The organism is Streptomyces sp. NPDC021012 (assembly GCF_044333355.1).
GTDB lineage: Bacteria > Actinomycetota > Actinomycetes > Streptomycetales > Streptomycetaceae > Streptomyces.
The window spans coordinates 16247-42931 of record NZ_JBIRQU010000021.1 but is presented as its reverse complement, the minus strand read 5'-3'; the positions used below and the strand labels follow the sequence as shown (position 1 = coordinate 42931).

Sequence of the window (26685 nt, the reverse complement as noted above, 5' to 3'; positions counted from 1 at the left end):
GGGCCTCCAGGGTGTGGGTGTGGTGGCGGGCCCCGCCGTGGCGTGCGGGGTGTTACGCGGCGGCGGGAACGGACAGGGCGGGTGCGGTGATGCCGCTGGCCGCGGACACGACGGCGGTAGCCAGCGGCGGGGGGACGGCGTTGCCGACGATGAGGTACTGCTCGCCCTGTCGGCCCTGCAGCGGCAGGCCGGGCCGGAAGCCCTGGAGGGCGGCGCATTCGGCGATGGTGGGCCGCAGATGCGCGATTCCGGCCCGGTCCTTCCACGCGGGGGTCCCGATCACGCGGCGCATGGCCTGCCGGGTGCCGTTGCCGAACGGCTCGGCGCCGCCGGTTGCGGTGCCGCCTCCGGTGACGGTGGGCGCGGGCCGCTGGGTGTAGCCCCAGCCGATGACGTCGGCCATCGCTGTGTACGGGAGCAGGCCGGGCCCGTGCGTGGCCGCGGGCATGGCGACGTCGCGGGTACGGGAGGCGATGAGGATGGCGCGGGGCCTGCGCTGCCCGAGGCCGTAGTCGGCGGCGTCGAGGACGGCGGTGGTGGTGCTGTAGCCCCAGGTGGTGAGGATGCGGGCGTAGTGCTCCCAGACGGGCAGCACGGACGGCACCTGTTCCATGCACACCCATTCGGGGCGGAGTTCGTGGAGCCAGCGCATGGGTTCGGCGGTGAGGACGCTCCGCGGGTCGAGGCACTGGGCGTTGAGAGCGGCGCGGGTGTCACGGCCGCTGGAAAGGTCGTCGATGGCCTGGTGGACGTGGGGCAGGTCGCGCAGTCCGAGCTTCCTGCCGGACTTACCGAAGCCGGGGCAGGGCGGGGAGCCGATGAACCCCGGGACGCCGCGGTAGGCGGCGGGAGCGGCCTGGGTCAGGTCGCCCTGGACGGTGTGGTGTCCGGCGGCACGCCGGGTGCTGCAGGCGGCGGGAGCAAGTTCGAGACCGGTCTCGGTGAGGCCGAGGGGAGGAATTCCCTCGGCCCAACCGATGCCGGCGAACAGGTCGACTGCGTCGGCCAGGCTGGGCATCAGGCGGCGCTCCTCTCGTTGGCGGCGTTCTGGGCGAAGGCGATGAGGTCGCCGATGGGGGTTGGGGTGCCGTCCATGCCGGGCACGAGGGCGCCGAGGCGGCCGTCCTGCTCCAGCCGCACGCGCAGGGCGCGCAGCCCGTCGGGGCCGGTGGCCGGGTCCTTCACGCGGGCTGCCGACCCCATGAGGCGGATGAGCGCGCCGAGGGAGGTGGCCTGGCGGTCGAGGCCGAGGACGGCAGCGCCGAGAAGACCACGGCTTTCGACTTCGGAGAGCAGGCTCAGCAGCTCCTGCGGCGTCTTCGCAGGGTCGGTGGCGAGTCCGACGTAGTCCATGACTCCGAGCGCGACGCCTTCGCCGTCGTCGAGCCAGTTCGCGATCTCGTGTCCGAAGGCGAAGTCCGGCTTCTCGTGGGCCGAGCCGACTTCGATGGTGGGGTAGCGGGACTTGTCGACGGTCATGGTGTGCGTCTGGTCCATCGCCCCGACGAGGTCGAACTCGTAGTCGATGCCGTCGCGCTGGTCCAGCTTGGTGCCCATCTTCGTGGGCTCCTTCTTGCCCCGGTCGTTCTCCTGGATGACCCACTCGGTCTTCACCCGCATCGTGCAGATCACGTGGCCGGGGTAGGACAGGATCGCGTCCAGCATGTCCAGGAGCACCGGGGAGATGTCCTTCCACCCGGTGGTGAACGCGTTCTTCGACGTGGACGCGCGGGTCTTCTGGTCGACCTGGGCGAGCGCACCGCCGCGTCCGGACCAGAAGTGGGTGAGCGAGTCGATGATCACGACGTCGATGCCCCGGTCGGCGGCGACGGCGAGGGCCCTGATCAGGGCCTGCGGCTCGAAGCTGGGCAGCTTCATCGTCTTGAACGTGAACAGGCCGGCGTACTTCGAGGCGGAGCCACGCTCGGTATCGATGACGCCGAGGGTTCCGCCTTCGGGGAGCAGGCCCGTGCCGATGCTGAGTGCGGTGTAGGTCTTGCCGGAGCCGGAGGGACCAGTAAGAGCGAGGCGGGCTTTCTCGGCGGCTCGGACGGCGTCCTCGAAGTCGAAGGCGTCCTGGTTCGGGGTGTGCGAGGTCGGGCCGCCCGCGTGACGGGCAGCCTCGGCGGCCGGGGCCATGAGGTCTCCTATGGGGTTGTGGCTGTACTGCGGCGGCAGGGGGCCCGGTTGTCGGCGTCCAGGCCCGTTGCCGCGGGCCCGGCTACTGCGCCGGCTGGGCGTACTTGTGCGCGAGCCACGCCTTGGCGACGTGACCGATCGTCGTCGTGTAGCCGAGCTCCGCCTTGCGGGCCTCGGCCGCCGCGGCGAAGGACTCCTTCAGCTCGGCCGGGAGCCGGACGTTCAGAGACGCCTTCTTGGCCGACCCGGTGGCCCCGCGCCGCGGGTAGCCGGCCGGGGAGAAGGTGCCGTCGATGAAGGCGGTGAGCCCCTCGATGACGTCCTTGGTCAGGTTGGGGCTGAGCGCCTTGTACTTCTCGTGCAGATCGGGCTGGATGCCGATCGGGAAGGCGTCGCCCTTGTCGCCCTTGCTCTCCGCCTCGATGGCGCGACGCAGGGCGCCCCATCCGGTCGGTTCCAGCAGGCTCTCGACGGTGCCGGCGAGGTCGGGCTCGTCCTCCTCGCGCAGACGGGTGGAAATGGTGCGGAGGTTGGTGAGGAGCTTCTCGCTCTTGGTGGCCACGGGGCGGGTTCCCTTCGGAGGGCGGCCGCTGTGTCCTCGGGTCGGCGGCCGGGTGTGGTTGTAGGCCATGGCAGTCTCCCTTATCTATTGCGTACGCACCATGCAGTGGTGCGTGGGGTTGTCGTGCTGACGGAGAACACCCTACGGCTTATCTATTGCGTACGCAATAGATAAGCCGTAGGGTGTGACCACACCACAACGCCAGGGGGACACCGTGAAGCACACCCACCGCCAGACCCGCCTGCGGACCCTCACCGACCTCTACAAGGCCCTCGACCGCCGCCACGCCGTCACCCTCACCTACCAGGGCCGGAAGGGCGAGGAGACCGTCCGCACCGTGGAACTCCACGAACTGCGCACCACCGCCGACGGCGACATCACCCTCGTCGCCATGTGCCGGATGCAGAAGGAGGAGCGGAACTTCCTGCTCAGCTCCGTGACGGCCTACACGGTTCACCGGATCGGCTACGTCCTGCAGCGGCCGGAGCCCACCGTCTACGAGCGCCCGTCCCTGGCCCCCGCCCACGACGCCCAGGCCCTCTTCTTCCACGAGCTGGCACGCGGCACCGAAGACGCCGACTACCAGCCCCGCCGCCGCCTCACCCAGACCGACACCGACCTGGCGGCCTAGGAGGGGGGATTCCCTTCTCCCAGCACGGAGACACTGTCGACTGACCGAAGGAGAGACCACCTTGCCCACCAGCAGCCTCGTGCAGCAGACCGTGAGCGTCGAACTCGCCGTGGCCGATGCCCCGGCCTTCAAGTACGACTACTCCCACTACGACGTAACCGGCCTTCGCATCACCTACCAGGACGGCAACCTCGCCGATCTCACCCTCATCGGCACGGAACAGGAAGCCACCGGCCCGGACGCCGACAAGACGACCGAGATCTCCGGCCGTCTTGAGTTCTTCGACCGGTTCCCTCTGTGGGTCCGCGTCGAGGTGGAGAGGCACCGCCCCGGTCCGACGACCTGACCCGGGCACGACGAAGGCCACCGCCCCGAACCGGGTTGGTGGCCTTGGAAGTTCACACGTGTTGCGCAAGCGCAGTCTAACCTCGGGCCTCGGCAGGGCGCTAGTCCCCCTGCGAACCAGGCGAATCCGGGCCGCACCCTGCACCTGCCGAGACTGCCTCCGGCGGGAGCGGCTCCGCCTCGACCGCGCGTCGTAGCTGCTCCATCCGCGTCGGCAACGGTGACCATCCGTACGCGCCGGCCATTGCCACGTTCAACGCCGTGACGCCCTTCGTGTACGCCAGCTTCAGCCCCCGCGAGCCCAGCGTGATGCCCGGCGGCCCCGCCTTCGACGCGCGCAGCGTCACCCACAGCGCCGTCCGGCCGCCCTCCAACGGCAGTGCGTTCACCACGCCTTCCCGCACGGCCAGCCACTGCCGCACCGCGACCCGGGTCCCCTCACGCAGCGCGTACCACTCCACCTCCGGCAGCGGTTCCAGCTCGGCCATCGCCGCCAGCACCCGCTGCCGAGTCGCCTCCGAGCGCTGCTCCAGCCGGCCCGCCCGAATGTCTTTGACCGCCGACGGATGCACCCGCGCGAGCTCCGCGATCTCCAGTTCGCGCGACGGTGACGCGCGCTGCGGACGCCGTCGCACCCCCACCGCCGCCAGACCCTCCGCCAGGTCGTCCAGGCGCAGCGCGGCCAGCTCCCCCGACCGGGCCCCGGAATCGAGCACGATCCCCACCATCGCCAGCAGCCGGGCCCGTTCCGCGCTCGACAAGCCGGTCCCGTCCCATACCGGCGAACCCGCCGCGGCAAGGTCCGCCAGCCCCCGGTACAGCGCCGCGCGGTCCCGCGCCGGAACCGTCTCCTTCAGCTCCGGCTGCTCCAGCACCGGCAACGCCACCGACCGCGCCGGCACCACCAGGTCCGCGAGGATCCCCAGCACGTCCCGCACGATCCGCAGCGACGCCAACGGCAGCGGCCGCCCCACATCCTCCGCCCGGGCCCGCAGCTCCCCGGCTTCCGCCAGGTCCCAGAACGCGCCCAGGACCGGCCCGGTGAACAGCCGGCGCGCTTCCAGGCGTGCGCTGGGCGGGAACTCCTCCCGGCCGATGGCCCGGTCCCACATGCCCACGACCATCCACAGCTGGTCCGCGCGCTGCCGCGACACCTGCAGCCGCGCCCCTCCGGCCGCCGCGATCGGCTCCCGCGACGCCCACTGCTCCTTCTCCCGCGGCGCGACCCGGGTCACGTGCGCCGCGAGCTGCCGCACCGATGCCGCGGCGTACGTACGAACGGTCACCGGGGCCGCAGCCTCTCCACCAGTTTTTCGACCAGTTCCCGATCCTCCGAAGCGGTGATCCCCCACGCGGTGAGAGCTTGCCCAGTAGTGACGACAGGGCGCGGAGGTGAGGCAGGTGCAGGGGTGTTGTCCAGGGCGTAGGCCACGGTGAACAGCGCCACCTCGCTCATCCTGAGAACGGGCGCCAGCTTCCGGAGAGTGTCCGGGGACGGTTCGCCCTGTCCGTTCAGCAGCCGTGAAGCGACCGACATAGGGATGCCTGCATCCGCAGCCAACCGTGTCGCGGAGCCACGCTCCGACAAGTCGTAGCCTGCGGCCGCCACCGCGGCGCGCAGCCAGCCGCCGGGCGGGCCGTCCTGTTGCGTCTGCTTGTTCACAGCCCGATTCCCATCAGCGCGTTGTCCTCTTCGCTCCACCGGTCGACGATCTGCATGTACCCATGCAGGACCTTACTGTTCGGCTTGTGCCCAGTGATCTGCGCGATCGCCTTCGGGTCCTTCTTCGCCCGCCGAGCCTCGGTTGCCATGCCCGACCGTACCGAGTGCCCGGTGAACAGGACCGGGATACGGGCTCGGGCGCCAGCGGCAGTGATGATGTCACCGACCCGCGCCGGGGTAATACCCTTGGGCTGCACGGCACCGGAGGCGTGAATCGCCCGGAACGCGTGCCGGTCGGGGTCGTCGATCTCCGCCTGGTCGACCCATGCCCTCCACGCGCGCACCGGGCAGGTCGTCGGGCTCGTCCCGTACGGCACCGGCACGGTCCGCGGATCGGTCTTCGACACCATCACGTGCACCAGAAGCCCGTTGCCGTCCGGGTCCTCGACGACGTTCCGCAGCCGCAGGCCGGCGAGCTCGGCCCGGCGCGCAGCGATCGCGAACCCGAGCAGCAGCATCGCGCGGTCCCGGACCCCGAAGATGTCGTCGGAGCACTTCTGCACGATCTGCCGCAGCGCGTCGACCCGCATAGCCGGCGCCTTCCCGCGGCCGCGCGCGGGCTCCTCGTTCTCCTCCGCCTTGCGCCGGTAGTCCTTCAACATCTCCCGGGCGGCCTTGGTGTCCTCGGGGTCGATGACGACGCCGTACTCCTGCCGCAGGGTGACTGAGACGCCAGCGAGCTTGCGGTCGATGGTGCTGTAGGCCCGCTTCTCGCGGTTCCAGAGGTAGTCGACGAAGGCGCGCAGGGTGCCGCGGGTGGCGGCGGTGGGCGGGACCTGGAGCTGGCCGCAGAACTTCGTCCAGGTCTTCCAGTCGGCCCGGTACGCGAGCACGGTGTTGTCCGGCCGCTGCTCGGCGGCGTGCCCGTCCGACGCCTCATCCAGAGCTGCGAGCCGCGCGCGTAGGTCGGCGTCGAACTCGGTCGGGAGCAGGGGGCGTTCGGTGTGGATGGCGGAAACCGGAAGGCGGGTGCTCACGGCCGCCACTCCCGCTGGTAGTCAGGGTGGTCGGCGTACGGCAGGCCGAGGAGGCGCACAGTGGTGCAGCCGTGTTCGCGGCCCCGAGAGTCGCCGGGGACGTCGCAGGTCGTGCACCATCTCGGCATCATCGGTCGGTGCTCGGTGAGGATCCGCCGCTTGGCGTCGATCTCGGCCAGCACCCGGTCGGGGTGGTGCATGGCGATGTGTAGGGCGTCCTCGGTGCTCTCGAAGACGGGCGCCTCCCCGTTCCACCGGCCTCCGCCCACCACGACGACCCCGTGCTCGTTCTGGATCGCTTCCGCGTACGTCTCGTCGTCAGCCGACCAGGCGCCCTCGGTCGCCGCGCGGGCGACCGCTTCCTCGCGGTCGAGACGGGCGCGGATGAACGCGAACAGATCGTTGCTCAACAGGTCTCCCCTAGCAGGTTCCTGACTCACGATATGTGAGCTTATCGCGCATCAGGAAACCATGATCCCCTGGCAGGACACGAAAAAGGAGAAGCCGTTGGCCGACCAACGACTTCTCCAGAAACGATCCTAAGCGCGGACGTTCTGACGGGATGGGCGCGGCGCGCGTACAGCTCCGGCTCCCTGAGGCCTCGCAGCGCCCCTTCCCGCGCGGCACGCTGAATGTCCTCGGGCCACATCACCACGCTGTCGTACCCGTTCGCGAAGAGCTGGCCGAGCGCCATGGTCGAGACCACCTTCTCCCGAGCTGCGTCCTCGACGGCCACATGCCCGGAGTCGTGTCCTGCTGCTTGAGTTCGTCATGACGGCAGCCATCCAGCGGGACGATGAGAGCGCGGCTCGGTTCACTTATTTAGTGTGAGAAACCGTAGGACAACGGGTCCTACTCGGTCGTGTCGTCGGTGATGAGGCCTGCGGCGGCAAGTACGGTGATCAGGTTGGCGAGCGCCGTGCCGTCGGAGCGGGATCCGGTGACGGACGGCGGGGCAGCGGTACCCGTGCCTTCGAGGGCCGCTACCCGCGAGGACAGGGCGCTGAACTGCTCGCTGGCCCAGGCGCGGTCGCCGTGTGGGTCGGCTGCGGCAGCGTGCGCGGCGATCTTCTCCAGGGCTCCGGCGGGCGTTTCAGCGTCGGTCGCGGGCGGGCCCTGGGGCCCGGGCGGGCCGGTCTCGCCGCGGGGGCCGGGGACGGCGACGTAGTAGGCGCGGGACGGGGCGACCTGGTCGACGGTGTGGAGGTCGACCTCGGTCTGGGTGGTCGACAGGGAGATGCAGAAGCGGCGCGGGCCGGCGTTCGTCAGGGTGATGGTGACCATCCAGACCCATTCGGCCGGGTTGGCTCCAGGAATGTCGCACGGCAGGAGCGGTACGCCGACCGTGCCGTCGGTGTCGACGAGGCGGCCCTGCTCGTCCAGGCGGTAGACGCCACGGCCGGAGAAGACGATGCCGTGGTCGGGGAGGATGACGGCGGGGGCGACGGGGGCGAACTCAACGGTGCCCTGCGCGGGCTGGCCGCCGGCCGGTGAGGCGGCGGTGTAGGTGACGCGGACGGTGGGCACCCCGGGCGGGAACGGCAAGGCAGGCTCCTGTCAGTAGCGGCGGCGGTCGGGGGCGAGCGCGGCGGCGGTGAGCAGTGCCGCGCGCTTCTGCTGCCCGGGTGGGGTGTCGGGGACGGTGGTAGGGGTGCAGGTATAGCGGGGCGCTGCGGGGTCGAAGCCGGGGGCGGGGGTGCAGGTGTAGGTGACACCCTGCGGGTCGGTGTAGGTCCAGCCCGCCGGGGGTCGGCCGTCGGTACCGTCTCGTCCGGGCGCACCGTCGGTGCCGTCCTTGCCCGGTGTGCCAGCTGGGCCTGCGGGACCGGCGGGCCCGGTGGGGCCGACAGGGCCGATAGGGCCGGGGACGGTGGAGTCGGCGCCGGCGGATCCCGGCGGCCCAGAAGGCCCAGGCTGCCCGGAGGGGCCCGGTTTGCCCGTGGCGGCGGGACCGGGCGGGCCCGACGGTCCAGGGTCTCCGGGCGGGCCGGTGGGCCCGGCAGGGCCTTCGGGCCCGGTGATGCTCTCCCCGGGGCGGCCGCGCGACCCGGGGGGCCCGGCGACCGGGCTCTCCCCGAGGCCTTCGACCTGACGGGCGAGCGCGTCCCGGGCCGCGTTCGCCGTACGGAGCTCCTGGGTGAGGCTGAGGACCTGGACGGCGAGCCAGCCGAGGAACAGCATCACCAGGAGCAGCGTGGTAGCGAGCAGCAGTTCGGCGCGCGGGACGCAGCGTCTGAGGAGACGGGCGAGTCGGCTCTGGGGTGCGCGGTGCTGGGTCACTTCGACACCACCGCCCACAGGGCGATCGCGGCGGAGATCAGGCCGAGGAGAACCGGCAGGATGGCCTGGTAGAGGCGCTTTTGCCGGTCCTCCTCCCGCTTGGTGGCCTGGTCGCGCTGGTACTTCTCGAAGTCGTCCTCGAGCTTCTTGACCGCGTCGGCGTTGCTGCGGTTGTCTGCGTCGGCTTTCGCGATCCGCTGCTCGATGTGCGTCATCTGGATCGTGTAGACGTCCAGCGTGACGACCTTGTCGAAGCGGGAGCTGAGCTCTCCGAGACGGGAGTCCATGCGGACATCCATCTGGCTGATGAGCCGCGCCAGCTCTCCGTTCGTCGGCTCATCGGCCATGGGGACTCCGGAAGGGTGGGGGGGGGTAGGGGCGGGTGGGTCAGGCGAGCGGGAGCGGCTGCTTCGCCGGGACCTTGGCGGTGACCTGGGTGCGGTCCCACATGCCGACCGCGACGGTCACGAAGGCCATGACGACGGCCTGCCGGTCGGTGGACCAGTCCAGGCCGAAGCCGATCGCGAGGGCGAGGCCGGCCTGGGCGAAGCCGACGATGGCGACGCCGAGGCCGTCGTGGACGGCGAGGGCGATGAGGATGCCCATCACCGCGGCGGCGGTCGCGTTGACGGCGGCCTGGACGTCCGGGGAGGCGTCCCAGCCGAACGCGACGGCGAGCTTCACGACGACGGCGAAGAGCGTCAGCCAGGCAGCCGGTTCACGGCCCCATATCTTGATCATGGTTTGTGCCTTTCAAGGTAGTGGATGGCGGCCAGAAGAACATCTGGCTTCTCGCGACAATGCCCGATTACTACATTGCAGCCGTTGCACAAAAGATCTCGGACTTTGCCGCTTCCGTGATGGTGATCAACCACGTACTTCGTAAGTTCCTCACGGCAGATCGCGCACTTGCCGCCTTGCTCGGCTAGTTTTGCTTCAACCTGAGCTACGGACAGACCGTAGCGGGCGAGGTACTTCGCATTGCGGTTGACCTCCCGCTGGGTAGCATCCGCGTTCCTTATCCGAGACCTCTCCGACCTGCACGCCTTGCATGAGCTTTCCCGTCCATCCGGTCGAGAGTTGCGAGCATGGAACGCTTCAACCGGCTTGACGGAAGCACATGTCTTGCAGCGCTTCTGACCAGCGAGGGACAAGGATTCACACTCGCGGCAGGAGTGGTGGTTCAGCTCGTACCTGGCCACCGGGAGGTCCAACAGGCAAGTGCGACATCGCTTCAAGGAAGGATCCCTGCGCTTACGCGTATTCGTAGATGCCGAGGCGCACTTTCGAGAGCAGTAGCGCTGCCATTCCCTTCCGCCTGTGGGAATGTACTGCGCATCGCAGATATGGCAGGTCTTCACGTCTCTCATTTTACTGAACCTCCCTTCCAAGAAAGCCGCGTTGAGAAATCCCTGAACACCCCAAATTAATTACTCAGAGCTGGTGGGGGACCTTGAGGGCGTCCCAGGACTTCTTGCCGGGGATGCCGTCGGCGTCCGCGCCGGTGTAGCCGAGCTTCTTCTGCCAGCGCCGGTAGGACTCGCGGTCCGCGTTCGTCCAAATCTCCCCCGGGCCCCGCGCGTACGCGGAGCAGCCCTCGGCGACCAGGCGGCGGCCCACGGCGGTGATGAGCGGGTCACGGCGGCCGGAGCTGAAGAACCCGGGCCCGGGGAACGCGGCGTACTTCGGGGTGGTCGGCGCCTTCGCCGGAAGGTAGCCGAGGAGCTTGCGCAGGCTCTCCTCGCCCGGGACGCCGTCGGCCGCGGTGCCGCTGTAGCCGAGCTTCTTCTGCCACTTCTGGTACGAAAGCGTGTCGGCGTCGGTCCACTCGGGCCCCGGGCCCGTCTTGTACGCGGAGCATCCGTTGGCGACGAGGGCCCGGCCGACCTTGGTGATGTGGGTGCCGGTGGCGCCGTAGCCGTACGGCAGGCCGTTGATGGTGACCTGGTAGCGGGCCGGGGTGCCGGTGCCGTTCGTGCCGCCGGTGGGCGGCTTGCTCGGGGTGGTGCCGCCGGTCGAGGCCGCCTTGCCGGGGACTATCGTGGTGTTGATCGGTCCCGGGTCCCAGTGGTCGTTTCCGGGGACGTGGCAGTGGCCGTAGTGGCCGCCCTGGGTCTGCCAGGTGGTGCGGTCGCGCTTCATCGGGCTGGACGGTGTGGGGACCGGCTTTCCGGCCGGCCAGTCGTCGGGGATGCCGTGGGCGCGTCCGGCGGCGATGAGCTTGCGGTAGTTCGGCTTGTTCGCCGGGTCGAATCCGTCAGTCCAGGGGTCCTTCGCACGGGCGAGGACTTCGACCTGGATGTTGACCTTGCCTTCGCGGTTCGTGCGGCGGGTGCCGTCGTTGCGGAGGGCGCGTCCGGACTGGGTGAGGGGACCGAACTGCCCGATCAGGTCGGATGCCGGGTCGTAGATGACCTGCGGCTCGGCGGCGGCCCGGATCAGGTAGGCGGCGACCGAGTAGAAGTAGGACTTGCCGGACGGGGATTCGGTGGTGTGCCAGGTCATCCGGGGCGGGTTGCCGGGGGTGTCCATGGCGCCGCCGATGGACTGGTCTCCGAAGCGGACGGCTCCGTCGATGTACGCCGGTCCTCCGGAGGAGGTGGCCGCGAAGGCGACGAGGGTCGTGGCGACGGTCGCCGCGGCCTTCTTCTGCGCCGAGGTCTTACGCGCCGGAAGCGCCGTCCCGGGGGTCGTCTCGCCGACTGATGCTGTGGCGTCTGCGGTCGGGGTCCCGCCGGTCTCGAGGTCGCCCTTCGGCGCCAGGTCGGGCGTGCGGACGGCGAAGGCGGGGGCGTCGGTGGGGACGTAGACGTCGAGCTTGCCGTCGTCGCGGAGCACGGAGAACGCGCCGGGCTGGCGCGGGTGCTCCTTGACCCACCGCTCCGTCGTGTCGAGGCCGGCGATGGCACGTACCTCGTCGACGTGTGCCTGGTCGACGGTGCCGAGGTAGGTGGTGGAGACGGTGAGAGTGTCGGGGTCGAGGTGGTCGACGGCGACGTGGAAGTCAGTCACGGGAAGGTGCTCCTTATCCCCATGCCGGTGGTGTGGTCGGCGCGCACCTGCGGGGTGCGGTCCCTCGGGGGGTGGAGCGTGGGGCGGAGGGTCGCCCTGTGATCAGCGTAGGCGTGTGGGGGCGGATCGTTCCCCCTGCTCGGTCAGTTGAGGGGCCAGTCGACCTTGGAGAAGTCGAAGAGGTCGTCGACGGCGCGGGCGGCGGAGGACCAGACGGTGACGACTCCGTCGGCGCCGACGCGGCAGCCGAGGACGGGAGGGGTGGTGGCGGTGACGAAGGGGACGGTGAAGTAGTGGGCCTTGGTGGGCCGGTAGCCAGCGGGGACGGTGCAGACGTTCTGGGCGACGCCGGCGGACATGGCGGAGGAGACCATGGCGCAGCCGTCGAGGCGGGCCCTCTTGGCGCCACGTGAGCAGCGAAGGGTCTGGTAGGTGCTGTTTGTGGACTGCTTCCACTGGCTGAAGGTGACGTTGGTCCAGGTGCCTTCTTCGCTGAATTGTCCGTAGGTGCCGGTCAGGGCGCCGGTGACGTCGAGGTCGTCGGTGACAGTGACAGGGTCGGCGAAGCTGACTGTTCCCGAGACGATGGTGTCGTATGGGCCGCCGTAGGGTTGGACCATGAGCAGGGGGCCGACGTCCCAGCGCTTTGCGCCGGTGCCGTCCATGTACAGGCTGATGTCGGGGGGTTCCGTTCCGGCGTAGGCCGGGCCGATGAGCTTGAGGACTCCGTAGCCGGCGCCGACGTCCAGAACTTCGGAGAGAACCATGGCGGGGAAGACTTCCATGGGGGCGCCGGAGTGGAGGTAGAGGCGGCCTTCTGGGGTGAGGGTGATGCGCTGGCCGGATGCGGCGGTGCGGACGGTGGCGCCGGTGATGGTCTTTCCGTCGATGGCGTCGGCGGCGAGCTTGGTGCCGGTGATGATGCCGTCGGCGACGTCGTCGGCGACGATCAGGGCGGGGGCGATCGGGCCGTTCTCGGCGGACGGCGCGGAGGCCGTGCCGGAGGTCGTGCGGGTGACGAGCCGTACGTAGACCGGGTTGATGGTCGGGATGACGACGATGGCGCCCTGCGCGGTCTCGATGGTGCCGACGAGGGTGGCGCCGGCCGGAGTGAAGCCGGAGGACGCGGCGGCGTGGACCTCGACGCGGGCGAAGTCGAGCGGGACACCGCCGCCTCCGCCGACGAGCTGGCCGTCCCATTCCGCGGCGACGCCGCCGATGACGGAGGCGACGAGCGGGGCAGTGGGGGCGGCCGGGGTGGGGCCGTTGACGACGTTGACGGCGGTGGTGCCGTCGCCCTGCTGACCCACGAGCGCGCGCAGGCCGCCGGCGTTGTCGCGGACCTCGACGGCGGTGTCGTCGATCGCGGCCGCCCCGAGGCGGGAGGCGCGCTCGACGGCGGCCAGCCGGGTCTTGATGCGCTGGATCTCGGTACCGAGGTCGGTCACGTGGTTCCTCCGTACTGGAAGCTGTCGGCGGGTGCGAGGCGGACGGTGGCCTGGGGGCCGCCGGCCGTGTCGGGTCGGGTGGTCCAGCCGGTGATGCGGCACCAGCCGGTGTAGACGGTCCACACGTTGTAGATGCGGGCGTAGATGTCGTCGCCGACCTGCCAGGATCCGAGCGGGGCGGCGGGGTGGTCGCGGACGACGACCTCAGAGACCTGACCGAGCTTCTGGCGGCGGGTGCGTTCGCGGGCGGCCCGGGAGGCGAGGACGTCGTTGGCCTTGATGTCGGGCAGGTCGAGGACGTGTTCCAGGCGGAGCCGGCCGTCGCGGACGGCGGAGGTCTGCCTTCGCTTGGCGGAGCCGTCGCCCTGGCCGGAGGCGATGACGACCTGGGCGTAGTCGTCGCCGGACAGGACGATCTCGGGGTCTTCGATGACGTTGACGCCGGAGACGAAGGAGATGTCGGTGCGGCGGGTGCCGAGGCGGGGCCAGCCGATCCGGACCCGCCTGGTCACCGCGGTGCGAGTGCTGTTCCACTCGGCGGTGCAGGTGTAGTCGGGGGTGGCGTCGCCGTCGGCGAGCTCGTCGAAGCGTTCGCCGAGGTTCGGGGTCTCCCAGCTGTTGAACTTGTACGGGTCGGCGGGGGTGCCGATGAGGCTGCCGCTGGTGGTGGTGTCGACGGTGACCCCGAGGTCGCCGTCGGCGACGGACTGGGCGTAGGCCCAGATGTCGCGCATGACCTTGGTGCGGTCGGCGTTCGTGTAGGGGCCGCGGGCGTTCAGCTGGCCGTGCAGATCGTGGCGGTGGTGAAGGTAGGACGTCCAGGACGCGGCTTCGATCGCGAGGACGTTGCCCCGGGGGCGGGCGTCCCAGATCAGGCCGCCCCAGGTGATCTGGTCATCCTCCTCGACATAGATGCAGGTAGTGCCGGGGTCAACAAGGCTGAGGGACTGGGCGGCGAGCTTCGGGAAGAGGGTGCCGCTCAGGGCGCCGGGACCGTTGAGTTCGGGCCCGTACTCCAGGTCCTGCAGCGGCAGGTTGTGGGTGAGCCACGCCCCTGTCAGGACGTTCTGGGTCAGGATGCGACGGTTGGCGCTCATCGCGGAGCCTCGAAGAACTCGATGTCAGCGATGAAGGTCGTCGAGGCGTCGACGTCGATGCGGCCGGCGTTGCCGGAGTAGCCGGCGGCCTGAGCGCGCAGGAGCTGGGTGGTGCCGCGGTAGCTGGAGGGGATGGTCAGGGTGTCGGCGCACTCGGAGGGGACGCGTCGGGTGCCGGTGCCCTGGTTGTCGTCGATCGTGACGGACTGCAGGGTGAGAGAGGCGCCGAACGTGGCGCGGAACCCGCCGTAGAAATTCGCGACGGTCAGGCGGAGGCTGGACGCGCGGACGTCGATGATCGCCTTGGATGCCCAGGCGGGCACGGCCACGTTCCAGCCGGGCGCGGTCGAGAAGTAGTTGTAGGTGGTGGAGGCGCCGAGGGCAGTGCTGGCGGACGCCGGGGACTGCACGGGCAGGAGTGTCCGTTCGCGGCGGGGGTTCGCGATCTGCCGGATGTCCACGATCATCGCGTCCGTGATCGTGGCGGTACTGGCGGGGATGTCGATGCGGGCCAGCGGAATGCCGGTCCGGCCGTCCGGAATCGCTGTCGCGCTCGAGGACACGTTCGAGATGACCTGGAAGTAGGCGACCTCGCCGGTGGTCGGGTTGATGCTGCCCTCGTAGTCGGGGTCCTCGACCCGCAGGATCAGCATGTCGGAGCGGCCTGTGCCGGCGGTCGGGGCGATGGACACGTTGCTGGTGGAGGTGTTGGCACAGGCGTAGGTGCCCTGGAAGGCGTTCACCCGGCCGCGGACGACCGCGGTTCCGGTGGCAACTTGCACCGCGCCGCCCGGGGTACCGAGCTGCGTGACTTTCAGGTCGGTCCCGCGGGTGATGCCCTCGTTGTCGCGTGCGAGGTCGGCCACGAGGAGGCGGAACTGCTGCGCCGAGTGGGTGGCCCCGTTGACGAGGATCGGCCGGGGGATCAAGGTCATGGCTCTCTCCTCAGAGGGCGGTGTAGGCGTCGCGCCAGGTCAGGCGCATACGGGACGAGTTGGTGTTGTCGAAGGCGGTCCAGCGCATTTCGCTGGTGCCGGGGGGCAGGGAGAACTGGTCGATGCGGGAGGCCGGGGACAGCAGGGCGAGGGCGTTGCCGCCGTTCTCTCGGGTGACGGTGCGGTAGCCGGGGCGGGTGTCGATCTCGATCCACTGGCCGGCCGTCAGGTTGAGAGTGGGCAGCTGTAGGGCGCGGCCGGTGGGCACGTGGGTGACGGTGACCTGCGCGCACGGTCCGGTGATGCGGATGACGGGCCATGTGTCGGTGGTGCCGTTGTTGGTGACCCAGCCGGGCCGGTCGGCGGCGACGGTGCCGTCCTGGACGTAGATCGGGGCGACGACCGGGGCCGCGAAGCCTCCGCCGGTGAGCCAGCCGAGGGGGATCTCGACGGTGGACTCGGTGTCGGCGTACCAGAGGGGGTCGGTGGCCAGGAACTCGATGTCCAGGGGGATGAAGCCGAAGACGGACTTGTCGACGGTGGCGTCGAGGCGGCGCACGCGGCCGAAGAGACGCTTGACGGGGCGGCCGGGCCAGGCGATCCGCAGGGCCTGCGTGGCGCCGGCCGTCAGGCGTACGGCGGCGGTGTGCGGGGTCTGCTGGAGGGCGGCGAGGACGTCGAGGGCGGCGGCGCGGTTGCCGGGGGTGCGGATGGCGGCGTCGATCTGGACAGGTCGGGCGGCGTAGTAGTCGGGGCCGGGCCAGGCGCCGTCGAGGGACGGCTGGTCGGCGTCGTTGTCGCGGACCGGGGGCCGGCCGAGGCCGGTGATGTCGCGGATCTGCACGACGGTGCCCTTGCCGATGACGGTGCCGGCGAGGTCGAGCTGTCCGGTGGTGAGGATCGGGTCGGTCATCGGGTAGCCACTCCCCCTCGGCGGGCGCGGCGGGCCGAGCGTTCGAACGCGGCGCTGATCTCTGCTGCGGTCGCGCCGGTCCGGACGGCCGGGATGGTCATGTTGAAGGTGTCGCCGGACTCGCGGACGATGACGACCTGCCGGGAGGCGAGGTCGGTGACGCCGACGCCCATGCGGCGCGCGGCTTCGTGGAGGACGGGCAGGGCGCTGGCGCGCTTGTTGCCGCCGAGGGGGATGTACGCCTCGCCGCCGGTGGACGGTTCGGCGAAGGTGACGGCGCCGCCGGCGGTCGCGTAGATCCCGGGCCGGATGCCGCCGTTGGCGTACGACAGGCCGCGGTTGGCGCGGGCGAGGTCGGCGAGGAACTTTGTCGCGCGGGTGCCGAGGGACTTCTTGATCTGGCCGGAGGCCTTGGTGGCGACGGCGATGATCTCGTCCTCGCCGAGGTTGGTGGTGGCGGCGACGTCGTGCAGGCCGGTCTTGCTGGTCTTCACGGCGGCGATGATCTGGATGAGCGCGGCGAGGTCGTCCTGGGACAGCTGCTTGTTGTTGGTCTTTGCGGAGGCGTTCGCGGCCGCGGCCTTCTTCTTGTCCTTCACCGCGTCGGCGGCGAGCTTCATCGCGGCGTCGTCGCCCTGGGCGGCGAGCATGGCGGCGAGGTCGCCGAAGCCCATCGCGGACAGTCGGGCGAGGTTCTCCTGGAACGCGGCGGCGGCCTTGTTGGAGCCGCTCAGCTGGGTGGTGAGGTCCGTCAGGGTGACCTTGGCGAGCGGGCCGAGGCGGCGGAGGTTGGCGACGATCTCGGCGAACTGCTTGCCGGACGCCTTGGCGAGCGCGGCGACCATCGCAGCGCCTTCCTCGCCCATGTCGCGCAGGATGCCGATGACGTCCGCGCCGCCCCGGGCCGCCACCTTCTTGAGGTTGGCCTCCCAGGCGTTGTTCGCGGCGACGGTGCTCCTGAGGGTCTTGGCCCAGTCGGACAGGGAGAACCGCTTCTTGTAGCGGGCCTCGGCAATGGCGGCAGCCTCGGTCGCGGTGGCCAGCGAGCGGCGGGCCACCGCGACCTTGCGCTCGGCGGCGTCTTCCTGCGCGGCGGTGTGCCGGCGGCGGCGCAGCGCGCGGAGCTTCGCCTCGGCGTCGCGGAGCCGGTCGACGGCGTTCGCGCGGGCGCGGATCTTCTTGTTGTAGTCCTCGGCACTGATGGGCTGGTGGGATTCGTCGTAGCGGGACTGGACGTCGCTGACGGTGCTGCGCAGGCCGGTGGGGGCGTAGACGAAGCCGCCGGAGGCGTACCCACGTACTGCGGCGCCGGGGACGGTGCCGCCGTTCGCGAACGGCAGGGGGCGGCGGCCGCTGATGGCGGTGCCGTAGCGGGCCCAGGTGTTAAGGGCCTTGATGACGCCGGGGCCGCCGAGGCCGGTGGCGGCGCCGAGCTTGCGGACGGCCTCGGGAACGAGGACGCCTTCGCCCGGAGAGAGGATCGCGGGCACAGTGTCGCGGCGCGGGGCGTAGCCGGGGACGAACAGGCCGTTTGCCGCGCGGGCGATGCCGCCGTCGGCGAACTTCGACTGGTTGCCTTCGCCGGCCTGCGGGCGGCCGAGGGTGTTGGTCTCGACGGTGCGGTGGACGGTGGTGATGGTGATGGTGCGGTCTTCGAGGGCGTCGCGGGCGGCCTTGACGGCGGCGAGGCCGGAGAGGGCCTGGCCGGTGGCAGCGGTGACCTTGACCTGGCCGTCGGGGAGGGTCTCGACCTTGTAGCCGAGGGAGGTCAGGGTGGCCATGGCCTCGTTGGTGAGCGCGGAGACGGTGACGGACTTCGCGCCGGGGGTCTCCTGGATCTTCGCGATGACCTGGTCGAGGCCGGCGACCGCCGCGGTGGTGTCGGCGCCGACGGTGACGGTCTTGCCGTTGGTGGTGGCGAGCTTCTGTACAAGGAGGTCGAGTTCGCGGCGGGCGTCGGCCGTCGGGGCGGTGATCTTGTACTCGCGGGTGCCGGGGATCAGCTCGATCTGGTAGCCGATGTCCTCGAGCTCTTTCTTCGCCTCCGTGCCGAGGGCGTCGACCCGGATGGTCTTCTCCTTGGGCATACGGGCGAATTCCGCCTGCACGGCGATCAGCTCGGCGAGCGCGGTGTCGACGCCCTTGGTCTGCAGGAGGATGGACACCTGGCCGGGGATCAGGCCCATGGAGTCCGCCATCCGCGCGGCGGCCTCGGCACCCACGTTGTAGCCACCGGCGACCTTCAGCGCCGCTTCCCGGCCCTTGGCCATCTCGCGCTGCGCGGCCTGGATGGCGGCCTGCACGCCCTGCTTCTGGGAGATAGCGAAGTCGTACGCGGCGACGGCGGCGGACGCGGAGGCGTCGGCGATGGTGTTGAAGGTGTCGAAGAGCTGCTGGCCGTTGCGGGTGACCGTGGAGATGGTGCCGTTCATGCCGATGAGCTGCTTGCCGTACCCGTCAGCCTTGTCGATTCCGGCAGACATCGCCTCGGTGGCGCGCAGCACGGCCTCGTTGACGCGGGCCTGCGCGGCCTGGAGGGAAACCGATCCGCCGGACAGCAGGTCGAGGGCCTGGCGCAGGGCGCGGGTGCGGGAGTCGGCGTCGGCGGTCTTGTCGGCGAGCTGCCCAACGGCGGTCTTGAGCAGGTCGTAGGCGGTGGTGTTCTTCCCGGCCTTCGCGACGCCCTGGGCGAAGGCTTCGGCATCGGACTGGGCCTTCTTGAAGTCGCCGGACAGTCCGGTGATCCCGGCGCGCAGGTCGTCGGCGGCCCGGCCAGCGACGGTGAACGCCATCCCTTCACGGCCCTCTGCATCGGCGTACCAGAACTTCGACGCCTCGGCTGCAGCGGCGAGCTTTGTCTTGAGCTCGTCCAGGGAGGAGCCCTGGTTGGTGTAGGCGTCGACGAGGTCCGCCATGGGGATCTTGGCCTGTTTGGCGACGTCGATGAGTCGCTGCTGCCCGTCGAGCGTCGTTTTGATCTTCGTGTCCATCAGGGTCTGCATGGCGACCTGGCGGACGTTCTCGTCGACGATCCCGTTGGACTCGCGCAGCGCGGCGGACAGGTTCGCGATCTGCGTCTCGTGCTCGCGGGCGGCGGCCGCGGCCTTCTGCTGCCGGGAGGCGAGGATGCCGAGGCCGACGGCGGCGCCGGTCAGCGCGAGACCCCACGGGCCGCCGAGGGCACCCATGAGGCCGCCCATCGCCGTCTTCAGACCGGTGCCGGCGGCTGCGGTGACGCCGCGCAGGGAGCCGGCGAAGCCGGTGGCCTCGCCGCGGGCCGCACGGAAGCTGGTGCCCATGGTGCCGATGACGCCGACGCGGGACTGCAGGACGGCGAACGCGGCGCCGTACCGGGACATGGCGGCGCCGGCGGGACCGGCGAGCGCGCGCTGGAGTCGCATCTCGTCGTTGAGGGAGCGGAAGGCGCCGGTGAGGCGTCCGCCAACCTGTCCGGCGAGGCCTGAGGCCATCGGGCCGACGCGGCGCATCAGGAGCATCGCGAACACCGCGGACTGCACCGGGCCGGGCAGCGCACCGAAGGCGGAGACGAGACCGGCGACCATGTGGCCGACAGGGCCAAGGACACCGGAGAGCGCCTCGACGGCCGAGGCGGCGAGGTCGATGACGTACACGACGGTGTCCAGCGCGGTTGCGGCGCCGGTGCCTTCGCCGGCCAGGTCTCCGAGTGACTTCAGGACGGGGGTGGCACCGTCGGCAAGGTTCTTCAGGACGACGACAGCGGCCCGGCCGACGGTCATCAGCAGGTGCAGGGCCGTGGCGGCAACGTCGAGCGCGCCGTCTTTGAACGGCGCGAGCATGTCGTCGATCGCGTCGCCGACCTCGCCGAACTGGTCCTTGAGGGTGGCGGCGATCCCGGGCCCGAAGAGCGTGGCGAAGTCGTTGGCGTAGCGGAAGAACGCCTCGATCTTCGGGGTGGCGTCGGACAGCCCGGAGGTGATGGCCCGGGTGAGGTACTCGATGCCGGGGGCGGCGCCGTTGTAGATGGTCAGGCCGGTCTGCCGGGCCTGCGTCTTGAGCTGGAGCATCGCGCCGGACAGACCCTTGCCCTTGGCGGCGGCGATGTCGGATGCGGCGCCGGTGCGGGAGACGGCCTGGATGAGGGCGTCGTAGGAGTCGACGCCCTGGTGCGCGAGCGCGATGGCCCCGGCCATCGCGGGCTTGCCAAAAGCCTTGGCGACGGAGGCGGTGAAGTCCTTCTGGGACATCGAGTGCTCGGATTTGGCGAGCTGCTCGATCACGTACCTAAGGCCCTTGAAGCGTCCTTCAGCGGTCCAAGCCGAGATACCGAGGGCGTCCAGTCCCTCCTTCATCTGCGGGGTCGGCTTGGCCAGGTTGGTCATGATCCCGCGCAGGGTCGTACCGGCCGTCTGGCCCAAGATGCCGGCCTTGCCGAGCATTCCGACACCGGCGGCGGCTTCCTGCATGGAAACGCCCAAGCCGTGGGCGACGGGGCCGGCGTATTTCATCGCGTAGTAGATGTCGATGATGTCGCCGGACGCGGCGTTCGCGGTGGCGGCGAGGGTGTCGGCGGCGACGCCGGCCTTGTCGGCGCCCAGGCCGAATTGGTCCATCATGTCGCCGAGGTACCGGGCGGACTTGGCGGCGCTCTCGCCTGCGGCTGAGGCCAGGGTGAGGGATGCGCGGGTGGAGGAGATGGCCTGGTCGGTACGGAAACCGGCCTTGGCGAGCTCGACCATCGACTCGGCGGCGTCGGTCGCGGTCGCCGCGGGCAGGTTCAGGTCGTTGCCGAGCTGGGCGGCGGTCGCGGCCGCCCGCTGCATCTGCAGCGCCGTTGCGGTGGTGACCGCGCCGAACGTGTTCATCGACTGCTGGTACTCGTTGCCCTCCTTGACCAGCTCGGCGCCGCCCATGACGAGCGCCCCGCCGGACAGCAGCGCGGCGGTGCTGGTGAGGTGGTGACGCAGCCGGCCGGTCTCGTCGGCGTAGCGGCGCATGGCGAGCGCGCCGCGGTTGCCGACCCGGTTGGTGTGGACGGCGGCACGCTGAGCGGCGGTCGCCAGGCGGTTCAGGTCGCGGACGGCGGTGTCGATCTGTCCGGCCATGCGGGCCAGGTCCCGGCCGGCAGCACGGGAGTTGCTGCCGACGTCGCGCAGGTGCCGGTTGGTGGATCGGGCGGCGTCACCGTACCGGCCGAGACGGATTCCCGCGCGCTGGGCGTTGTCGCCGAGGGTATTGGCGGCCCGCGCGGCGTCGCGGGCCGCTCGCTCGAACGTCCCCAGGCCGCGGGCGGCGGCGCGGGCGTCACGGCCGAGGCCGGAGACGTGGGTGCGGGCGTCACGACTCTCCCGGCCGAGGTCGCGGGAGTGCTTGGCGGCGTCCTTCAGCTCGCGGGCCAGGCTCGTGCCGGTGGCACGCAGGTCCACCGACAGGTTCCAGTTCGCCACCGGCCCGCGCCTCTCTCTCGTCTACTCGGACTCCCGGGCCGCCCGGCGGGCCGCCCACTGCTGCTCGTTCAGTTCGCGCTCGGTCTCCATCGCCGCGGCGACGGCGGCCGGGATGAGCGCGATCTTCTTGCCGTGCAGGTCGCCGTTCTGCTGGAGTTCGTCCTGTTTCTCGCCGATGACCTGGCAGCCGACGCAGCGCTGCACGGTGACGGCGTAGGCGTCCTCGGCCTCGTCGGCGCCGCCGTGGTCCCAGTCGTCGTACCGGGTGCCGCACTGCGGGCACACGGTGCGCAGGTAGTCCCGGTAGGCGAGCGCCTTCTCCCGGTCCCTCGCGGTCCACCGGCCGTCGCCCGCACCCCGGAAGAGGGAGTGCGGGATGCCCCAGCGGTCGCACAGCTCGAGCTCGGCGCGGAACCGGTCATCGACGATCAGCCTTTTCCCACGTCCGTGCGGTTCTCCTGCTGCGCGGACCACGCGGTGTTGAAAAGCGCTGCGGCCTCGTTCTCGGCCCAGGTGTCGAGGAAGGATGCGGCATCGTCGACGGTCAGGCCGTCGAGGGACGCAGCGGAGACCAGGGCCGGGCCGAAGGTGTCGATGTTGAACGCGAAGCCGTCCTCGGCCTGCGCCTCGGTCGGCGGGTGCCCCTTCTTGAGGTCCTCGAAGTCGGTGCGCGGCAGGGCCTCGAACCGGAGGTCGTACGCCTCCGCGTCGAACGCGGCCTGCGCTGCCTCGAGGTCCTGCTCGGCCTGGGCGAGGGCGACGGTGACGGTCGCGTCGTCCGGGTGGTCGGCGGTCTCGGCCTTCAGGCGGCGCACGGTGTGCCGGGCGACCTCCAGGGCGGTCTTGACGTCCTGGTCGTCGCAGATCGTCATCTTCAGCACGGGACGCTTGCGCTGTCGGGCTCGCTCGGCCGGCGACTGCTTCTGCTGGGCGGTGCGGGTCTTGGGGGGCATGGGAGGAGTCCTCTGTCAGGGGGGGAAGGGGCCCGGCCGGGCGCGGGGGTCGCGCCCCTTCCCGAACGCGGTCGCGCCCGGCCGGGAGCCGAGGGATGCGGCGGATCCGCCGCCGCGCGGCGGCGGTGGTGGCGGATCGTGCGCCGCGGGGTGGTGGCGGTGGTGGATCAGCCGCCGGGTGTGGTCGTGGTGACCGTGACCGTCGGCGTCGTACCGCCGGTGAGGCCGGCGCTGGAAGCGGTCATCTGCGGGACGTTCTGGCCGTCGTACTGGCCGCCGAAGGTGACCGTGACTGGCGTGCCGGGGTGCGGGCCGCCCGCGCAGATGACGTCGCCGGGGTTGACGTTCGACAGGGCCTCGAGGGCGGACTGCACGGCGGACGCGGTGGCGTTGAAGGCGATGCCGCTCGTCGTCTGACCGGAGAAGGTCAGCGTGTAGGTGCCGCCTGTCGGGGTGCCGGTGATGGTGACGGTCTGGACCTCGTCGGCGCCGGCGGCCGGGACGGGGACGTCGAGCGCCGGGGTGTCGGTGATGACGAACTTCGCCATCCACTTCGCGGCCTCGTTGTCGACGGTGATGGTGCTCGACTTGGAGGCGACGGTGACCGGGTAGACGTCCATGCTCGGGGAAGCGGGGATGTCGCCCTTGCGCAGGATGATGATGTAGCCGGACACACCCTTGGCGAGTGCGGTCTCGAGGGTGTTGTCGGTGTCGTCCTCGTAGAAGGTCAGGGTGGAGTCCGCGGCCTGGTCCTCACCCGCGATCTTGCCCGTGAAGGTGGATTCGAGGTCGGGGGTGTCGATCGGCTGGTTCTCCAGCTGGAAGCCTTCGACCGCGGCGACGGCCTTGGTGAGCTTCGTGGCCCCGCCGAGTTCGGAGCGCGTGGGGATGTAGGAGGAGGAGGCGAGCGTGGGCGCGAAGAGGATCTTCGTCTTCCCACGACGGTTGAACCTGGGCATATGGAGGGACCCCTTGCAACGTGGCTGGCAGTTGCGGCCACCTGTGTGGTGACGTCCGCGTGGGGTCCGCCGCGGTTCGGTGTGCAGTGCCTGACGGGTCAGGCGGGGGTCAAGGTGACCTTGAACCTCTGCACATAGCTCATGATGGCATCGCCGGGATCATTCGTTCCCCCTGGTTCGGTGTCGAGCTCACGGTTCCTTACGGAGGCTCCTTCGACGGCGAGTTCGTGAAGCCAGGCACCGGTGGCCGGGTTGCGGGCGAGGAATGCGGCGCGGGCCTTGTCCGCGAGCCACTCCACCTGTTCTTCACTCCCCGAGCTACCAGGCTTGGCCGGGTCCGGGAGGGATACGGACGTGACCTGGTAGACGGCGGTGAGGTCCTCGTGCTCATCGGCGAGCGACGGCTCGGGGTCATCCGCGTCGAGGGCGTAGAGGACGTAGTAGCGCAGGCCCGGGTTGGCCGGAGCGCGGCCGCGGCCGACCGGCACGCCAGTCGCAGCGGCGAGCATGGCGAGGGCGGCGTTGGTGACGAGGCGGCGTTCGATCACGTCAGGGCCTCCGCGACGGCGAACCGCATCTGCGCGTGGAGGGTGCCGGTGATGAAGTCGATCGCGGGGCCCACGTGGGCAAACGGCGGCTGGGCATATGTGCGGCCGAGGCTGTCGGTCCCGTAGAAGCCGTACTCCAGGCGCCGGCCCTGCGGCCTGTTGGTGCCGAGGGTGCACATGGCGCCGTACGGGATCCGAAGCGTGACGGCCCGCCAGGAGTTGCGGTAGTCGCCAGTGATGACGTTCGGACCGGGGCGGCCGGACGCGTTGCCACGGATGCGTGCGACGCCAAGAACACCAGTGTGAGCAACGCCCTTGTGGATGGCGTTCGGGAGGCGGTCGGCGGCGCGGCTGAGGCGGTCGGCGAGTTCGTCGGGGGTCATGTGGCGGCGCCGGGGTTCTGGTCGAGGGCGGTGATCCGTACGACCTGGACGGTGGAGGCGTCGGTGGCGTCCGCGCAGATCCAGGACCGGCCGAGCAGCCCGGTGTTGGCCGGGTTGTGCACGGCGGTGACGGTGACCTCGGCGTCCTTGGGGAAGCTGGGGCCGTCGAGGGGGGTCAGGAGCCGGTAGCGGGACTTGATGTTCGCTGGCCAGGGCAGGTTCGCGTCGGGGACGGCGACGAGGTCGCCCTGCGCGGCCGCGCGCTGCACGGCGCCGGGCCCCTCGTACAGAACGGTGTCCGGCGGGTACTCCAGCGTGCCGGTGTCCGGGTTGAGGACGGGCTCGCCCGCGCCGGGGAGGGTGACGCGGACGGTGTCGACGACGAGCTTGTTGTCGATCCAGCGGACGACGCCGGCGAGTGCCCGGTCGAGGCCGGGGAGGGGGGTGGTCATGTGCGGCCCTCCGCCCAGTCGATGAGCTGCGCCAGCATCGCCTTGGTCAGCTCGGTCGGGGAGCCGTCGAGGTCGTCGCGGCCGAGGGCGGCCTGGTCGAGGGCGGCCGGGTTGATGGCGCGCAGGAAGTCGACGATGACGGGCCCGGGGTCGGCCTGCTCGGCGACTTGAACGCGGGCGAAGCCGGCGAAAGTCGCGGTGTGCTGTGGGGACGGGTAGAGGACGACCGTGGGCGGCTGGCCGACCTCCTGGGACAGGGCGTAGGCGCGCAGGGCCGACGTCATGTCGGTGCCGTCGACGACGACCTCGGCCTTCCACAGGTCGGCGGTGATCTCCACCCGGCGCGGCGGGCCGGCGAACGTGTGCTCGTTCATACGTCGTCTCCGTCGTCGGTCTCGTCCGTGTCTTCGGGTTCGCTGGCCCGTTCGATGTCGGCGTCGAGCGGGCCAGCGAACCCGATCGGCGTCTTCGGCTTCTCCGCTGGCGATCCGGGCAGCGCGGCGAGCAGGCGCAGGGCGGTTTTCTCGGCGGCCTTCAAGGTGGTCCTGTCGCGGCGGCCGGTGGACAGCTGGACGGTGCGGGTGCCGTCGGTGAGGTAGATCCGCATCAGAGGTCGGCTCCTGATTCCAGGCCGGGGGCGTTGTTGAGGTCGGGGCGCGGTATCCAGGACCGGACGCAACCAAAGTGGGCGGTGGGGTAGGCCTCGGCGTCCTCGGCAGACCGGATGGTGCCGTTGGCCTTGTCGAGGTCGCCGTGCTGGGTGAATCCGCACTCGCTGCCGTCGATGCACTCGAACCAGAGGGCGTCGAGGTCGTGGCGGCCGTAGGTGAGGGCTGCGGTGTTGCGGGTGGTGACGGCCTGGGCGCCGAGGGCGGCGCGGGCCCAGGAGCTGGCGGGGTGGCGGGTCTGGTCGCGGTAGACGACGGTGTCGAGGCCGTGGTCGGCGAGGAGCTGCTGACGCTGGACGCCTTCGGGGGTGCGCGTCTGGTCGCGGGCGGCGCGGACGAAGGCCTGGGCGCGGCGGACGGTCTGCTGGATGCGGGCGATGAGGTCGGTGTAGTACTGCGCGGCGAGCGCGGTGATGGCGGCCTGGTGGCGGTCGGTCCAGGCGAATGGCCGGCTGAAGGGGATGCCGGTGGCGCGAAGGGTGCGGGCGAGGGCGGTGCGGGCGCCGTCGCGGTAAATCTGCGGCAGGTCCTGCATGGTCCAGCGTTCGGCGACGGCGCGCGCGGTGCGGTCGAAGACTGCGACGGCCTGGAGGAAGTCGGCGAGGGTCGTGCGGACGCGTCGGGTGGCGGTGACCGTACGGAGGTGTCGGTGTTGGCGGAGTGCGCGGATCGTGGCGAGCTGTGCCTTGTGCAGGGTGTCCCAGGCGGCGGCGAGTTCGAGGATTGTGGTGCTGGTGCTGTCCTCGGTCTGCGGGCGCTGGTGGGCCGGGGCGGTGGTCATCGTCGGGGCCGCGGGACGAGCTGGATGATGCCGTAGCCGTTGGGGACGCCGTCGCAGTCGCTGGTGCCCGGGTCATCGGGTGCTGGGGGTTCGCCGTTCTCGAGCTGGGTGATCTGCCGCTCGATCGCCCGGATGTTCTCCGTGTAGGAGAGCGATACGACGCTGGAGACGGCGATGGTGGAGGGCTGGTCGTGGACGAGCGCGGCGAAACGCTCGCGGAGGATCTCGAGGGCGACGGCGCGCGCGGTGCCGAGGCGGGTGTAGCGGGTGTCGAGGTCGGCGAGGTCGGTGCTGGTGCCGAGCTGCGAGATGAGCCAGGCGCGTACGGCGGCGTCCATGCGGCTCTCCTCCAAGGTGCTGGGGTGGGGGTGGGAAGGGGTGCGGGTACGGGCCCGGTCCGGCGCCCCACCGGGGGCCGGACCCGTACGCCGCGGTGACCGCCGTGCCCTCAGG

Annotated in this window: 30 protein-coding genes; 2 read left to right on the top strand and 28 right to left on the bottom strand. The window is 70.8% G+C overall.

The genetic code is table 11. The features are described 5' to 3' along the window. Positions 1-52: 52 nt before the first annotated feature. From ACH4TP_RS37860 to ACH4TP_RS37850, 3 genes are all read right to left on the bottom strand, one after another. A complete protein-coding gene (locus ACH4TP_RS37860; protein ID WP_398440422.1) occupies positions 53-1018 on the bottom strand; it encodes a DNA cytosine methyltransferase in 966 nt (321 codons plus the stop codon). Then, positions 1018-2139, bottom strand: a complete 1122-nt coding sequence (locus ACH4TP_RS37855; RefSeq protein WP_398440421.1) for an ATP-binding protein — start codon at positions 2137-2139, stop codon at positions 1018-1020. Before ACH4TP_RS37855 ends, ACH4TP_RS37860 begins: the two co-directional genes overlap by 1 nt. Before the next feature lie 82 nt (positions 2140-2221). Continuing rightward, the gene (locus ACH4TP_RS37850) at positions 2222-2701 is read right to left on the bottom strand and encodes a hypothetical protein (RefSeq protein WP_398440420.1); all 480 of its coding nucleotides are present in this window, start codon (positions 2699-2701) and stop codon (positions 2222-2224) included. 214 nt (positions 2702-2915) lie between these two features. Between ACH4TP_RS37850 and ACH4TP_RS37845 the strand changes: the two genes are divergently transcribed. Continuing rightward, complete coding sequence (locus ACH4TP_RS37845; RefSeq protein ID WP_398440419.1) at positions 2916-3332, top strand: WYL domain-containing protein; 417 nt, start codon at positions 2916-2918, stop codon at positions 3330-3332. Positions 3333-3393: 61 nt separating this feature from the next. After that, positions 3394-3678 (top strand): hypothetical protein, encoded by a 285-nt coding sequence (locus ACH4TP_RS37840; RefSeq protein WP_398440418.1) that lies wholly within the window; start codon positions 3394-3396, stop codon positions 3676-3678. 100 nt (positions 3679-3778) lie between these two features. Here the strand turns inward: ACH4TP_RS37840 and ACH4TP_RS37835 are convergent, their stop codons facing one another. From ACH4TP_RS37835 to ACH4TP_RS37715, 25 genes are all read right to left on the bottom strand, one after another. Beyond that, complete coding sequence (locus ACH4TP_RS37835) at positions 3779-4963, bottom strand: hypothetical protein (RefSeq protein WP_398440417.1); 1185 nt, start codon at positions 4961-4963, stop codon at positions 3779-3781. Further along, complete coding sequence (locus tag ACH4TP_RS37830) at positions 4960-5340, bottom strand: helix-turn-helix domain-containing protein (protein WP_398440415.1); 381 nt, start codon at positions 5338-5340, stop codon at positions 4960-4962. Before ACH4TP_RS37830 ends, ACH4TP_RS37835 begins: the two co-directional genes overlap by 4 nt. Next, a complete protein-coding gene (locus tag ACH4TP_RS37825; RefSeq protein WP_398440414.1) occupies positions 5337-6386 on the bottom strand; it encodes a tyrosine-type recombinase/integrase in 1050 nt (349 codons plus the stop codon). The genes ACH4TP_RS37830 and ACH4TP_RS37825 overlap by 4 nt, the downstream gene beginning before the upstream one ends. Then, complete coding sequence (locus tag ACH4TP_RS37820; protein WP_398440413.1) at positions 6374-6787, bottom strand: DUF6221 family protein; 414 nt, start codon at positions 6785-6787, stop codon at positions 6374-6376. The genes ACH4TP_RS37825 and ACH4TP_RS37820 overlap by 13 nt, the downstream gene beginning before the upstream one ends. Positions 6788-7229: 442 nt before the next feature. Then, complete coding sequence (locus ACH4TP_RS37815) at positions 7230-7922, bottom strand: hypothetical protein (protein WP_398440412.1); 693 nt, start codon at positions 7920-7922, stop codon at positions 7230-7232. Between the two features lie 12 nt (positions 7923-7934). After that, positions 7935-8657: a collagen-like protein gene (locus tag ACH4TP_RS37810; protein ID WP_398440411.1), complete on the bottom strand. Its 723-nt coding sequence runs from the start codon at positions 8655-8657 to the stop codon at positions 7935-7937. Further along, positions 8654-9004, bottom strand: a complete 351-nt coding sequence (locus ACH4TP_RS37805; protein WP_398440410.1) for a hypothetical protein — start codon at positions 9002-9004, stop codon at positions 8654-8656. The genes ACH4TP_RS37810 and ACH4TP_RS37805 overlap by 4 nt, the downstream gene beginning before the upstream one ends. Positions 9005-9044: 40 nt before the next feature. Next, complete coding sequence (locus tag ACH4TP_RS37800) at positions 9045-9398, bottom strand: hypothetical protein (protein WP_398440409.1); 354 nt, start codon at positions 9396-9398, stop codon at positions 9045-9047. Continuing rightward, positions 9395-10027, bottom strand: a complete 633-nt coding sequence (locus ACH4TP_RS37795; protein ID WP_398440408.1) for an endonuclease domain-containing protein — start codon at positions 10025-10027, stop codon at positions 9395-9397. Before ACH4TP_RS37795 ends, ACH4TP_RS37800 begins: the two co-directional genes overlap by 4 nt. A 64-nt stretch (positions 10028-10091) precedes the next feature. Beyond that, the gene (locus ACH4TP_RS37790; protein ID WP_398440407.1) at positions 10092-11669 is read right to left on the bottom strand and encodes a peptidoglycan-binding protein; all 1578 of its coding nucleotides are present in this window, start codon (positions 11667-11669) and stop codon (positions 10092-10094) included. A 143-nt stretch (positions 11670-11812) separates the two neighbouring features. Then, positions 11813-13117: a hypothetical protein gene (locus tag ACH4TP_RS37785; protein WP_398440406.1), complete on the bottom strand. Its 1305-nt coding sequence runs from the start codon at positions 13115-13117 to the stop codon at positions 11813-11815. Next, positions 13114-14214 (bottom strand): hypothetical protein, encoded by a 1101-nt coding sequence (locus ACH4TP_RS37780; protein WP_398440405.1) that lies wholly within the window; start codon positions 14212-14214, stop codon positions 13114-13116. The genes ACH4TP_RS37785 and ACH4TP_RS37780 overlap by 4 nt, the downstream gene beginning before the upstream one ends. Next, positions 14211-15149, bottom strand: a complete 939-nt coding sequence (locus tag ACH4TP_RS37775; RefSeq protein ID WP_398440404.1) for a hypothetical protein — start codon at positions 15147-15149, stop codon at positions 14211-14213. Before ACH4TP_RS37775 ends, ACH4TP_RS37780 begins: the two co-directional genes overlap by 4 nt. 10 nt (positions 15150-15159) lie before the next feature. Beyond that, positions 15160-16062 carry a phage distal tail protein gene (locus ACH4TP_RS37770; protein ID WP_398440403.1) on the bottom strand — a complete coding sequence of 301 codons (903 nt, stop codon included), beginning with the start codon at positions 16060-16062 and terminating at the stop codon, positions 15160-15162. After that, positions 16059-21488 carry a phage tail tape measure protein gene (locus ACH4TP_RS37765; RefSeq protein WP_398440402.1) on the bottom strand — a complete coding sequence of 1810 codons (5430 nt, stop codon included), beginning with the start codon at positions 21486-21488 and terminating at the stop codon, positions 16059-16061. Before ACH4TP_RS37765 ends, ACH4TP_RS37770 begins: the two co-directional genes overlap by 4 nt. A gap of 21 nt (positions 21489-21509) precedes the next feature. Continuing rightward, positions 21510-21962, bottom strand: a complete 453-nt coding sequence (locus ACH4TP_RS37760) for a hypothetical protein (RefSeq protein WP_398440401.1) — start codon at positions 21960-21962, stop codon at positions 21510-21512. Then, on the bottom strand, positions 21917-22441 hold the full coding sequence (locus ACH4TP_RS37755; RefSeq protein WP_398440399.1) for a hypothetical protein: 525 nt from the start codon (positions 22439-22441) through the stop codon (positions 21917-21919). Before ACH4TP_RS37755 ends, ACH4TP_RS37760 begins: the two co-directional genes overlap by 46 nt. Before the next feature lie 167 nt (positions 22442-22608). Further along, positions 22609-23400 (bottom strand): hypothetical protein, encoded by a 792-nt coding sequence (locus ACH4TP_RS37750; protein ID WP_398440398.1) that lies wholly within the window; start codon positions 23398-23400, stop codon positions 22609-22611. 98 nt (positions 23401-23498) lie between these two features. Then, entirely contained in the window at positions 23499-23948 is a 450-nt protein-coding gene (locus ACH4TP_RS37745; RefSeq protein WP_398440397.1) for a hypothetical protein, read from the bottom strand. Next, a complete protein-coding gene (locus ACH4TP_RS37740) occupies positions 23945-24331 on the bottom strand; it encodes a hypothetical protein (RefSeq protein WP_398440396.1) in 387 nt (128 codons plus the stop codon). The genes ACH4TP_RS37745 and ACH4TP_RS37740 overlap by 4 nt, the downstream gene beginning before the upstream one ends. Further along, positions 24328-24783: a DUF6093 family protein gene (locus tag ACH4TP_RS37735; protein ID WP_398440395.1), complete on the bottom strand. Its 456-nt coding sequence runs from the start codon at positions 24781-24783 to the stop codon at positions 24328-24330. The genes ACH4TP_RS37740 and ACH4TP_RS37735 overlap by 4 nt, the downstream gene beginning before the upstream one ends. After that, a complete protein-coding gene (locus ACH4TP_RS37730; protein ID WP_398440394.1) occupies positions 24780-25157 on the bottom strand; it encodes a hypothetical protein in 378 nt (125 codons plus the stop codon). Before ACH4TP_RS37730 ends, ACH4TP_RS37735 begins: the two co-directional genes overlap by 4 nt. Further along, entirely contained in the window at positions 25154-25390 is a 237-nt protein-coding gene (locus ACH4TP_RS37725; RefSeq protein ID WP_398440393.1) for a hypothetical protein, read from the bottom strand. The genes ACH4TP_RS37730 and ACH4TP_RS37725 overlap by 4 nt, the downstream gene beginning before the upstream one ends. Further along, the gene (locus ACH4TP_RS37720) at positions 25390-26232 is read right to left on the bottom strand and encodes a hypothetical protein (protein WP_398440392.1); all 843 of its coding nucleotides are present in this window, start codon (positions 26230-26232) and stop codon (positions 25390-25392) included. The genes ACH4TP_RS37725 and ACH4TP_RS37720 overlap by 1 nt, the downstream gene beginning before the upstream one ends. Further along, positions 26229-26570: a hypothetical protein gene (locus ACH4TP_RS37715; RefSeq protein ID WP_398440391.1), complete on the bottom strand. Its 342-nt coding sequence runs from the start codon at positions 26568-26570 to the stop codon at positions 26229-26231. Before ACH4TP_RS37715 ends, ACH4TP_RS37720 begins: the two co-directional genes overlap by 4 nt. Between the last annotated feature and the right edge of the window lie 115 nt (positions 26571-26685).

Coding starts and splice junctions, on each gene's coding strand:
- ACH4TP_RS37860 (WP_398440422.1), bottom strand. CDS start 1,018: ATGCCCAGCCTGGCCGACGCAGTCGACCTGTTCGCCGGCATCGGTTGG.
- ACH4TP_RS37855 (WP_398440421.1), bottom strand. CDS start 2,139: ATGGCCCCGGCCGCCGAGGCTGCCCGTCACGCGGGCGGCCCGACCTCG.
- ACH4TP_RS37805 (WP_398440410.1), bottom strand. CDS start 9,004: ATGGCCGATGAGCCGACGAACGGAGAGCTGGCGCGGCTCATCAGCCAG.
- ACH4TP_RS37800 (WP_398440409.1), bottom strand. CDS start 9,398: ATGATCAAGATATGGGGCCGTGAACCGGCTGCCTGGCTGACGCTCTTC.
- ACH4TP_RS37795 (WP_398440408.1), bottom strand. CDS start 10,027: ATGAGAGACGTGAAGACCTGCCATATCTGCGATGCGCAGTACATTCCC.
- ACH4TP_RS37780 (WP_398440405.1), bottom strand. CDS start 14,214: ATGAGCGCCAACCGTCGCATCCTGACCCAGAACGTCCTGACAGGGGCG.
- ACH4TP_RS37775 (WP_398440404.1), bottom strand. CDS start 15,149: ATGACCTTGATCCCCCGGCCGATCCTCGTCAACGGGGCCACCCACTCG.
- ACH4TP_RS37770 (WP_398440403.1), bottom strand. CDS start 16,062: ATGACCGACCCGATCCTCACCACCGGACAGCTCGACCTCGCCGGCACC.
- ACH4TP_RS37755 (WP_398440399.1), bottom strand. CDS start 22,441: ATGCCCCCCAAGACCCGCACCGCCCAGCAGAAGCAGTCGCCGGCCGAG.
- ACH4TP_RS37750 (WP_398440398.1), bottom strand. CDS start 23,400: ATGCCCAGGTTCAACCGTCGTGGGAAGACGAAGATCCTCTTCGCGCCC.
- ACH4TP_RS37740 (WP_398440396.1), bottom strand. CDS start 24,331: ATGACCCCCGACGAACTCGCCGACCGCCTCAGCCGCGCCGCCGACCGC.
- ACH4TP_RS37735 (WP_398440395.1), bottom strand. CDS start 24,783: ATGACCACCCCCCTCCCCGGCCTCGACCGGGCACTCGCCGGCGTCGTC.
- ACH4TP_RS37730 (WP_398440394.1), bottom strand. CDS start 25,157: ATGAACGAGCACACGTTCGCCGGCCCGCCGCGCCGGGTGGAGATCACC.
- ACH4TP_RS37725 (WP_398440393.1), bottom strand. CDS start 25,390: ATGCGGATCTACCTCACCGACGGCACCCGCACCGTCCAGCTGTCCACC.
- ACH4TP_RS37720 (WP_398440392.1), bottom strand. CDS start 26,232: ATGACCACCGCCCCGGCCCACCAGCGCCCGCAGACCGAGGACAGCACC.
- ACH4TP_RS37715 (WP_398440391.1), bottom strand. CDS start 26,570: ATGGACGCCGCCGTACGCGCCTGGCTCATCTCGCAGCTCGGCACCAGC.